Source organism: Nocardia sp. NPDC127606 (assembly GCF_042671725.1).
Lineage (GTDB): Bacteria > Actinomycetota > Actinomycetes > Mycobacteriales > Mycobacteriaceae > Nocardia.
Genome location: NZ_JBHXWQ010000009.1, coordinates 297,647 through 307,736 on the forward strand (window position 1 = coordinate 297,647; position 10,090 = coordinate 307,736).

At 63.3% G+C, this 10,090-nt stretch carries 10 protein-coding genes; 5 read left to right on the forward strand and 5 right to left on the reverse strand.

Annotation, left to right across the window (positions count from 1 at the left end; all coding sequences use genetic code 11):
- Positions 1–4: 4 nt before the first annotated feature.
- Together ACFVJ5_RS31035 and ACFVJ5_RS31040 are read left to right on the forward strand one after the other, a co-directional pair.
- Entirely contained in the window at positions 5–247 is a 243-nt protein-coding gene (locus ACFVJ5_RS31035) for a hypothetical protein (protein ID WP_379225614.1), read from the forward strand.
- 305 nt (positions 248–552) lie between these two features.
- On the forward strand, positions 553–855 hold the full coding sequence (locus ACFVJ5_RS31040; RefSeq protein ID WP_379225616.1) for a GMC family oxidoreductase N-terminal domain-containing protein: 303 nt from the start codon (positions 553–555) through the stop codon (positions 853–855).
- 53 nt (positions 856–908) lie between these two features.
- Here ACFVJ5_RS31040 and ACFVJ5_RS31045 read toward each other — a convergent pair whose 3' ends face one another.
- From ACFVJ5_RS31045 to ACFVJ5_RS31055, 3 genes are all read right to left on the reverse strand, one after another.
- Positions 909–1,787, reverse strand: coding sequence for an alpha/beta fold hydrolase (locus ACFVJ5_RS31045; RefSeq protein WP_379225618.1), 879 nt, complete (start codon positions 1,785–1,787; stop codon positions 909–911).
- A gap of 461 nt (positions 1,788–2,248) precedes the next feature.
- Positions 2,249–2,959, reverse strand: coding sequence for an SDR family oxidoreductase (locus ACFVJ5_RS31050; protein ID WP_379225620.1), 711 nt, complete (start codon positions 2,957–2,959; stop codon positions 2,249–2,251).
- Between the two features lie 58 nt (positions 2,960–3,017).
- Positions 3,018–4,097 (reverse strand): alkene reductase, encoded by a 1,080-nt coding sequence (locus ACFVJ5_RS31055; protein WP_379225621.1) that lies wholly within the window; start codon positions 4,095–4,097, stop codon positions 3,018–3,020.
- Between the two features lie 161 nt (positions 4,098–4,258).
- On the opposite strand from ACFVJ5_RS31055, the gene ACFVJ5_RS31060 reads away from it, so the two are divergent.
- Positions 4,259–4,861, forward strand: a complete 603-nt coding sequence (locus ACFVJ5_RS31060) for a TetR/AcrR family transcriptional regulator (RefSeq protein ID WP_379225622.1) — start codon at positions 4,259–4,261, stop codon at positions 4,859–4,861.
- A gap of 589 nt (positions 4,862–5,450) precedes the next feature.
- Here ACFVJ5_RS31060 and ACFVJ5_RS31065 read toward each other — a convergent pair.
- On the reverse strand, positions 5,451–6,251 hold the full coding sequence (locus tag ACFVJ5_RS31065; RefSeq protein ID WP_379225623.1) for a strictosidine synthase: 801 nt from the start codon (positions 6,249–6,251) through the stop codon (positions 5,451–5,453).
- A gap of 27 nt (positions 6,252–6,278) precedes the next feature.
- Positions 6,279–7,145: an alpha/beta fold hydrolase gene (locus ACFVJ5_RS31070; RefSeq protein ID WP_379225625.1), complete on the reverse strand. Its 867-nt coding sequence runs from the start codon at positions 7,143–7,145 to the stop codon at positions 6,279–6,281.
- A 608-nt stretch (positions 7,146–7,753) separates the two neighbouring features.
- On the opposite strand from ACFVJ5_RS31070, the gene ACFVJ5_RS31075 reads away from it, so the two are divergent.
- Both ACFVJ5_RS31075 and ACFVJ5_RS31080 read left to right on the forward strand, forming a co-directional pair.
- Entirely contained in the window at positions 7,754–8,446 is a 693-nt protein-coding gene (locus tag ACFVJ5_RS31075; RefSeq protein ID WP_379225627.1) for a TetR/AcrR family transcriptional regulator, read from the forward strand.
- 345 nt (positions 8,447–8,791) lie between these two features.
- Positions 8,792–9,784, forward strand: a complete 993-nt coding sequence (locus ACFVJ5_RS31080) for an NADP-dependent oxidoreductase (protein WP_379225629.1) — start codon at positions 8,792–8,794, stop codon at positions 9,782–9,784.
- The last annotated feature ends 306 nt before the right edge of the window (positions 9,785–10,090 follow it).

Genomic DNA, 10,090 nt, shown 5'->3' on the forward strand with positions numbered 1-10,090 from the left:
CCAGGTGAGAATCCTGATCGACGCCTACGGCCTCACCGACTCAGACCGAGCCGATGTCGTCGACGCGATGCTCGACCGTCAGCTCCGCAACGCGCGATGGTGGACAGAACGCCTTAACCGCCCCGGCCATCATCCGGGCACCAACCCCGAGCTGATCGCCTCCCGCATCGCCTGGTCCGAACGCGAACATACCTACACCCGCACCAACCGGGACACCTTTGAAGCCATACTGCGACAAGGCGAATAGTCCGGTTCTCGATACCACCGCCCCACCAACAACAATTCGATAGCGACCAGCGATTATGCCCCCTGGGTCTCGGCCGGAGTCGGGCCGCACGGGCCCGCGACTGTGACTGGGCGCGTGTCCCGATCCGGATCGAGTGGGCGCCGGGTCGTGGGCATTGGCCGCTGGCCCGGCGCAGCACCACCGACCCGACCGCTATCGCCTACTACGTCTGCTTCGGCCCGATCGACCATCGCCGACCTCGCCTGGATCGCGGGTTCACGTCGGCAGGGGGCGGTCGAGTTCGGATCCGGCGGGAAAGCGAGGTCTTGCATGCCCGCCACGAAGTGGTGCTGTGCGGCGGCGCGGTCAATAGTCCGCAACTGCTCATGCCGTCCGGCATCGGCGATCGTGATCGCCTCATCGAGTACGGCAACTCGTCAATTATGTTGCCGGAGTTCGGCAACTCCGAGGGCCGGCGCGAAGTATTCCGGGTCCACATCGGCGCGGACCTGATCGCCGGTATGGAGCCAAGTTACTCGATCTTGCCTTTTTGCGCCGGAGGTCACCGTTACATGCCCCCGCTGCACTTCTACCATCATCACCGAGCCATGTCCGGTGTCATCGTGTAGGAGCCCATCGTCCGCTGTCGCAAACCGAGCCACGGCCGATGCTGGGTGGACCGCTAGTTCACCAAGAAACTGCGCAGCGCGTCGATCGTCTGGTCCGCTGCTTCCTCAGGGAGGAAATGCCCGCAGTCCACACCGTGGCCGCGGACGTCTTGCGCGTACCGCCGCCATACCTCGAGTACGTCGTAGCGAGTTCCGACAAATCCTTGCGCGCCCCATAAGACCAGCAGCGGGCAATCGATGCGACGACCTGCTGCGGCGTCGGCGTCATCGTGTTCGAGATCGATCGAGGCAGCAGCGCGGTAGTCCTCGCAGCTCGCGCGGATCGCCTCGGGATCGCTGAAACAGCGCACGTATTCCGATACCGCCGCTTCGTCGAATATCGCTGCTGGGCCAGACCATTGACGAAGCTTTCGGCGCAGGAAGTACTCAGGCGCGCCGCCGATGAGAACTTCGGGCAGATCCGGCTCCTCTGCGAGGAAGAACCAGTGGTCATAGACGGTGGCCATGGCGCGGTCCACGTTCGCGAACACATGTCGGGTCGGGGCGATGTCGAGGACCGCGGCTCTATCGACCCGTTCCGGATGGTCGAGGCAGAGCCGATGGGTGACCCGCGCGCCGCGGTCGTGACCGATGATCGCGAAGCGGTCATGCCCGAGTGCGGTCATCAACCCAACCTGGTCCGCGGCCATCGCGCGCTTACTGTATGACGAATGATCAGTTTCGGAAGCAGGCTTGCTCGAGTCGCCATACCCACGTAGGTCGGACACGACGACAGTGTGCGATTCGGCCAACGCCGCTGCTACATCACGCCACATCACATGGGTCTGCGGGTAGCCGTGCAGTAGTAGGACGGGTGGACCGTCGCCCCCGACACGTGCATGGATGCGGACTCCGCCGATATCGGTGTCGTGGACCGTGAACTGGGCGAACATAAGGCGACCTCCATCGGGCGCGGGCCGGTCCCGAGACGGCAACATTCGAGCGCGTCGCCGACGAACCAGTCGTAATATCGGAGCATGCTGCCATGTCTGGCATCTGTATGAAATGGGCCGCGTCGCATTCAGGAGCGGTCTCTTCGATCTATCGGGTAGCTGACGGACCGCGTCGCTGGCTGTCGACGCGGCCACGGATGCAGCTCTGGTTTTGCGCTCGCTGCGACCGAGCGACAACTCCGCTGCCCGCCGTACTCCGGCGAGTCGCCGCGAAGGCAAGACCATCGTCCCACGTGGCATGGTTCTGGATGAGACCTCGATATTTCATGATCTGGCCTTGACCGTTGAGAGTGGCCGCCGGTGGCGGACCGAGATTCACCTGTCACTGCCTGACAAATCCCGCTACGCGATAGGCGGTGCCGCCGAGGTCGTCCTCGGCGGCGGCCGTCGACGATTCTGGGTCAGGGGGTTGCGCCGAGTTGCGGATAGACGGCCTCGATGGGTGCGCTCAGGCCGGCTTTCAGCTGGATAGAGGTGGTGTCGGCCAGTACTTCGTACTCACCGGCTTCGGTGGCGTCGAAAACGGTCCGGACCAGGTCGGCCGGGTCGAGCTTCGGGTCGGTGGCGTGTGCGGCCATTGCCGTGTCGACGTAGCCGACGTGCACGCCGACGACGTGCACGCCCGCGGGCGCGAGCTCGAGGCGGAGCGAGTTGGTGGCCGACCACAGCGCGGCTTTGGTGGCGCTGTAGATGCCGGCGACGGCGTACCAGGACAACGCGGAATGGATGTCGATGATCACGGCCGCGTTCTTCGTCGTCAGAATCGGAGCGAACGCACGAGCGAGGAAGAGCGGGCCCAGGAAATTCGTCTCGACGTTACGGCGGATCTCCTCGTCGCTGTGGGTGAGGATGCCGGCCGAGGACACCGATGCACCGGCATTGTTGATCAGCACGGTCACATCCGAAGCCTTCTCCACCGCCTCACGGATCGATGCGGCATCGGTGACATCAAGGGCGAGTGGAACGATGCGCTCGTCGTCCCAGGTGCGGGGATTGCGGGCCGTCGCGTAGACCTTCGTTGCGCCGCGGGCCAGTGCCTCGTAGACGAAGTGGGAGCCGATGCCTCCATTGGCGCCAGTGACGAGGACGACAGCCTCATTGAGTGAGGGCATGAGATTCCTGCTTTCCGTAGTGCTGAAGGTGCGAAGAAGGGTGCCTTGCCGAGCTGGTTCAGGCTGTCGCCATGGCCGGGTAATCGGTGTAGCCGCTCGCGCCGCCGCCATATAGCGTGGCCGGGTCGACGTCGTTGAATGGTGCGTCGCTGCGCAGCCGGTCGACGACGTCGGGGTTGGCAAGGGCGAAGCGGCCCAGCGGAGCGATATCGGCCAGGTCTGCGTCGATATCGGCCGCGATGTCATCACGTTCGCGTCCGTACCGCACGACGAGCACCGCGGTCGGCCAAATCTCGCGGAGCGAACGCAGCAGCTCGTCGTCGCCGAGGTGGTGTATATGCAGGTACGCGAGGTTCAGGGGCGCGAGCTCGCCGACGAGGTGCCGATACTGTGCCCGAACGGCCTCGGTGTCACCTTCGTCGATCCCGCCGAGGGGGAATGCGGGCGAGATGCGGATTCCGGTTCGGTCCGCGCCTATCTCCTCTGCCACCGCACGGGCGACCTCGACGACGAACCGGGATCGGTTCTCGATCGAGTTGCCGTACACGTCGTGGCGGTGGTTCGCGTTCGGTGACAGAAACTGGTGGAGCAGGTACCCGTTGGCGCCGTGGATCTCCACCCCGTCCGCGCCGGCGGCGATCGCCGAGGCTGCCGCATGACGGAACTCGGCGATAACAGTCTGGATGTCGTCGCTACTGAGTTCCCGCGGCACAGGGGTCTTCTGCGGGCCGGTAGGAGTGAACGTGTCCTGTTCGGCGGAAATCGCCGAAGGGGCGACGGGCTGACGGTGGTGTGGAGTGTTGTCCGGGTGAGACATCCGCCCGGCGTGCATCAGCTGAATGAACAGGTGTCCGTCACCGGCGTGGACAGCCTCGGCGATCTTGCGCCAGCCCTCGACGTGCGCGGGCGTATAGATGCCCGGGGTGTTGAAGTAGCCCTGGCCATCTTCGGAGGGCTGTGTGCCCTCGGAGATGAGCAGCCCGAGTGAAGCGCGCTGCCCGTAGTACTCGGCGGCGAATTCTCCGGGGGTCCCGTCGGGGTTTGCTCGGTTGCGAGTCATCGGGGCGAGGGCGAGCCGGTGCGGTAGCTCTACGCGTCCGAGGGCGAACGGCTGCCACAAGGTGGAAGACAGAGGCATGGTTGGGGGTCCTTGGTTCGGGGTCGGGGTAGCCGCATCGCGTGAGCCGGTGGTGCGCTCCGCGCCCGTGGGACAATGTTGACCGTAGGCACACTCGAGCCCACTTGTTAGCGACTATGCTCATAACTGAGCATAGTCACAATCTATTCCCGGAGGACGTCATGTCTGTCGCTCCTGTGCCCGCAGGCCGGCGCGAGCGCAACAAGCAAGCCAAGCTGGACCGCATCACCACTGCGGCTGCGGAGCTGTTCGCTGAGCATGGAGTGAGTGAGGTCACGACACAGCAGATCGCGGAGAAGGCCGATGTCGGCGCGGGCACGCTTTTCCTCTACGCGAAGACCAAAGGCGAGCTGCTGCTGATGGTTCAGAACGCGCACTATGCCGAGGCCCTCGGACGGGGCGAGGCTGACGCTGCCGCCCTCACAGACGGGTCGGAGTCGATTCTCGCGATCGTGCGGCAGATTGTGGAGTGCAATCGCCGCCAGGTCGAGAACGGTCGTACCTACCTGCGCGAGATGGTGTTCGGCGATCCGGCCGAGCCTCGTCACGGCGAGGCGTTGGCGATCGTGGCACAGACCGAGGCCGCCATCGCGCGCATCCTTCGACGCGCCTTTCTGGTCACCGAGGGCGAGGCCGCGATTCTCGCGCACGTGGTCTCCGCGATCATGTTTCTCTGTATGGCTGCGAGCGTGCACGCCTCGTCGAGTGTCGACGAGATCATCCTCGATATCCGACAGCAGATCGCTGCTGTGCTGCCGCGCTGATGGAGGGATCGGATTCGGAACGCCACGGGCGGGTCGAAGCGACGGCCGGCCGGACCTCGTCCACGAGCGCTCGATTGCTGAACGCGGCGGCGCGGTTGTTCTACACCGATGGGGTCCACGTGGGTGTTGAGGCATTGAACTACTCGCCGCGAGTCTGACGCGCAGCGTCCCGGACTATCTGGCGGGTTTGCTGCCAGCGGGGGATCTCGTGCTCGCCCCGCGCGAACAAGTCGTCTACGTGTTCGAACGGCTGGAGGCTGTCATCGCGGATACCGCGTTCCAGGGATGCCCCCTTGTATCGGCGGCGATGGAGGTTAAACCCCCGCGCATACCGCCCGGCGGGTCGCGCGGGGTTTCATGACGAACTGACCGGGTTCTTCCGCGAGGCAGCTGTGGACGCCGGTGCACTGGATCCGGACCTGCTGGCACGGCAGCTGACGCTTGTAACATGACGGTGCGACAGCTCGCGCGGTCGTCCAAGTCGAACCGAGCCCAGGGCTTGCTGTCACCGCCGCCTCCGCGATGTGGGACTAGGCGCGGTTCTCGGACATATCGACTTTCGGCAGTCTGCAGCGGTGAAGCCCTGAGATCAAGGTTCGAAGTGAGGGAGGACTTCGCCGTCTCTCACGTAGGTCAGGGCGGCAGCGATGTCGTACGCGTGGATCGCGGAGGCCACCGGTGCCAGCACCTGCGAATAGGTGGCGACATTGCCGCCGGTGAAGAAGTCGCCCCGCACGATGTCATCGGAGAAGCCGAGGATCACCGATGCATGAAAGTGCTGATCCTTCGGGTTGTCGTGCGCGACATGGGGCGTATCCCACATCTTTTCGTTCCAAGGCAGAAAAATCTGCGCGCGTAGCTCTTTGAGCGTCCCACTGTCGATGAGAGCGGGAATCAGCTTTTTGCGGATCGTGTTGCGGAACCCGCTGGCGCCCGGTCGGCGGCGCAAGTAGAGGACGGCACGAGATCCAGGCTTCTCGCCAGGTGCTACGTCGTACCAGCGCGAGGATCGAGGCGGGCCGGCGTAGAGGAGCGTACGGCGGAACACGTTGATCTCGTCCTTATACGCCAGCTGGGTCTGCGATCTTCCGGCGAAAGGAGAGAGCGCTGACTGGAAGGTGACCTCCGCGATCCCGTCTATCTTCCGATCCGAAGGTATCTGAGTTTCGATGCCATCGGTCGTGGGCCATCTTCCGGGGTTCTGTTCGGCCAGGTGCAGCTGCCGATACTCCTCCAGCCCCGGCGTGGCCGAGATGATCTTGGAATGCGGTCCCTTCCAGTAGTCCATTCCGGTCTGACGAGATTGATCAGTGCGGACCCAAAGCAGGATCGACGTGGTGAAGTGCTTCTCGGTATCCACCTTCTGCTGCGACGTCGCTGACCCGTTCATCCTGGCCTTCTTTCTCTCGGTCTTCGGTCAGCGGCCGAGGAACTCGACCGCGACTGGAGCGAACTCCTCGTGATACTGGAAGATGCCGCCGTGGCCGGAGTCGGGGTAGATGATCAGCTTCGAATCTTTGATTCGTCGATGTAGGTCCTCTGAGAGGGGCGTGGGGACCATGCGATCGTTGTCGCCGTTGGCGATGAGAGTCGGTTGGGTGATGACCGACAGGTCTGCCGGCGCGGACCGGCCGTACTTCTGGATCGCCGCGAGCTGGGTCCGGAAGGCCTTGACGCTGATGGGCTTGTCGCGATCCGCAGTGCGTTCCTTCAACCGCTCCACGAAAGCTTTACCGGCCCGCTTTCCGGTTTCGTTGCGGTTGAAGAAGAGGAACTCTTTTGGATCTGACCGGGTGAGCGTCGCGCGCAAGATGTCCCGATATGTCACGCCGACGACCTTGTCGATATCTTTGCCGCCGCGCGGGCCGGTGCCCGTCAGGACGAGTTTACGAACCAACTCGGGATGCTCCAGGATCAGATCCTGGGCGATCATGCCGCCCATCGAGAACGAGAAGATGTCTATTTTCTCGTATCCGAGCGCCGTGATGAACGTGTACGCGTCGCCTGCTGATTCCTCGAGGGTGTCGGGGAAAGCACCACTCGAGGCGCCGACCCCCCGCTGATCGAAGGCGATGACGTGCCGGTTCTGGGCGATCGCGTCGATAATGCGAGGGTCCCAATTGTCGAGCGTGGCTGCGAGATGCACGAAGAACAACACCGGGATGCCTCCCACCGGACCGAGCTCCCGGTAGGCGAAGGTGGTGCCACCGGCGGTGATGGTGTGTGACGGCGCTACTGCGTAGGAGGTCACTACGGGTTCGTTGCTGCTGTGGGTAGGGGACATCAGATCTTCTCCTTGGTCGATCGAATCGCGCGAGTGCGCGCGGTGGACCGCTCGTTCCTGCGTGCTGCTTGCGTTCCGCGGTGGGTGAGCTTCGGGGTGCCGCCGGCGAGATGGAGCCGACGGGATGAAGCCGCGACTGCGCCTGTACGGCGTCGTCGGATCGTGCTACGGGAAGGCCGGTCCGGCAGCGAGGAGGTCGGCGAACCTCGCGATCTGGTCTGCATCTGCATCCCGGTGTGGCGATCGTGTCTGTCGGTAGCGGGCGTTTTCGCGCGGGGATCACGCGGCACGTTCGCGAATGCGAACCTGTCTCGGCGCGACGATGTACTGCCTGCTGGGCGTGCATTTCCGTGATGCTGATGGTACTCGCGCGGCGGTCTCCAAGGAGCGATGTCACCCCTTGCTCGGGCTCGAGTCGAGTTCCTGGCGTGCGGCTCGCGCGATGTGGATCTTGCCCTGAGTTCCTTTGCGTTGACACCGTGCTCCCGTCGCGCCCGGGCCGAACTATGAGTATGATCAATTATGAGCAGACTCGGAAGATTGTCAAGGAAGATGGCCGCTTGTGAGTGGACGGGCTGACCGTGTGCGGACGACGTCACTCACGGGATATGGCTACCGCGTTCGAAAGCCGTTTCGCAGTCCAGGTTTTGAGACGTATTGAGGTCGAGACGTACTGGTATCAGGTGAGTGACAATCGACTGGCGAAAGCGCCTGACTTCCAGGCCGAAGTGCGGCAGCTCTTGCGCGATCGCGTTCTGGACGCCGCTCGGTCGATGATCTGTGTGGACGGCTGGGGTGGGGTCAGTATGTCTCGTCTGGCCAAGGAAGTCGGCATCGGCAGGCAGCGCCAATACCAGGAGATCGGAACGAAAGAGGAGCTTGTCGATGCCCTAATCGAGCGCGAGCCCAGAATCTATCTGGCTGGCGTGGCCACAGTGCTCGCTGACCACCCCGCCGATCCACTTTCAGGCATTCTGGCGGCGGTGGAGTACACGCTGCGCGCCGCGAGCAATGACCCACTGGTCGCGGCCGTGCTGATTGGGCGCCGCGAAGGTGAGGTTGCGCTCTTGCCCGCACTGGTGCGCGATCCCGGGCCCGTCCTCGGTCGCGCGGTGATCTCGATGAGCGCCGCTATTCGTGCGGGACATCGGTTCGGGAATCTGTCCGAGAGCGAGCTCGATTCGGCCATAGAGGCTCTGGTCCGGCTGACGCCGAGTCATGTGTTCCAGCCGACATCCAGCGTGGCGGATGCGGTACGGCAGATCGGCGACGTCGCTCGTGGCGTCTTGCGCGGTCACTGATGCGCATTTGATGGTGGCGCGTCGCGACGTGGCCTCTTGGTCGGCTGCGATGCCGCGAAGCGCGGGATGTATACGCGACGTCACCTGCGAAGTCGACTGTAGTGCATGTTGTCCCTGACGCAAGCTTTCTTGCCGTTGACCATGTGGCATAACCTCGTTATTCTGACTCTGGGTACCCCGGGTCGAAGCGGCCGGGCATCTGATTGAGGAATGTCCGGTTGCAGTCTTGGCTGGTGGCTTTCGTCGAACCTCCAGGTCGGACGGTCCGCAAGGTGTCCCGATAGGGGCCAAAGCCCTCCTCTGGCACCGCACTCGTATTGTCGAGAGAAGAGAAGGCAGTCTGACATGAAGGCGTTCATTGTCGAGTCCTATGGCGAGGATGGGCTACGGGCGGCTGACGTTCCCGAGCCAACAGTGGGTCCCCGCGACGTTTTGGTCCAGGTTTGGGGTGCCAGCATCAACCCGCTGGATAAGATGGTCCGTAACGGCGAGTTCAAACAGTTGCTGAAGTACAAACGCCCGTTTATTCTCGGACACGATGTGTCTGGCGTCGTGACGGAAGTCGGCGCGGACGTTCGTGGATTCCAGGTCGGTGATGTGGTCTATTCTCGGCCGCGAGATTTGCGGATCGGCACCTTCGCAGAATTCATCGCTATCGACGAGGATGATGTGGCGCTGAAGCCCCGGTCGCTCTCGTTCGAGGAAGCTGCCGCGGTGCCTCTGGTCGCACTGGCTGCTTGGCAGTCGCTCGTCGATCTCGCGCTCGTCGAGCCAGGGCAAAAGGTCCTTGTGCATGCCGGTGCGGGCGGTCTCGGCTCTACCGTAGTCCAGGTCGCCAAGCATCTCGGCGCATATGTGGCCACGACAGTGCATACCGATGACGTCGAGAAGGCTCGCGTCCTCGGGGCGGACGAGGTGATCGACTACACCAAGCAGGACTTCGCTGGAGAACTCACGGGATATGACGTCGTCCTCGACTCCCTCGGCGGTGCCAATCTGGAGAAGTCGTTGACTGTACTGAAGAGTGGCGGGCTCGCAATCAGTGTTGTCGGCCCGCCCGACTCCTCCTTCGCGGCGCAACTGGGCCAGCCCATCCTCGCCCCCGTGATGGCGCTGCTGAGCCGCAAGGTTCGCAACAAGGCCAAGCGACATAAGGTGCGATACTCGTTCTTCTTCATGAAAGCCGATGGCGCCCGGCTCGCGGAACTGGCTGAGCTCTACGACAAAGGCATCTTGCGGCCGGTTCTCGACCGCACCTTCCCGTTCGACCAGACAATCGAGGCGATGGCGTACGTAGAGCAGGGTCACGCGAAGGGGAAGATCGTGGTCACTCGTTGACCGTCTTTTCGGCATATGCAGCCCGTTTTCAGGAGCATCGAGTGTTCGAGATCAGCTGCGGGATGGTCGTTGCCACGCCAGGAGTCTTGCCGTGGTTTAGCGGTTCGATAGCCGTCCATAACTCATCGTCTACGATCCATGGTGCTACCACAACGAAACATGCTGCACGACAGTCTGTTTCACCGCTACCCGACCGAACCCGTTAGGAGCTCTATGCCGCACCGTCTCGGGTGACGACGATTTTGCCCTTGGCTTTGCCATGCTCGACGTAGGCCATGGCGTCGAGTGTCGACTCGAACGGGAAGG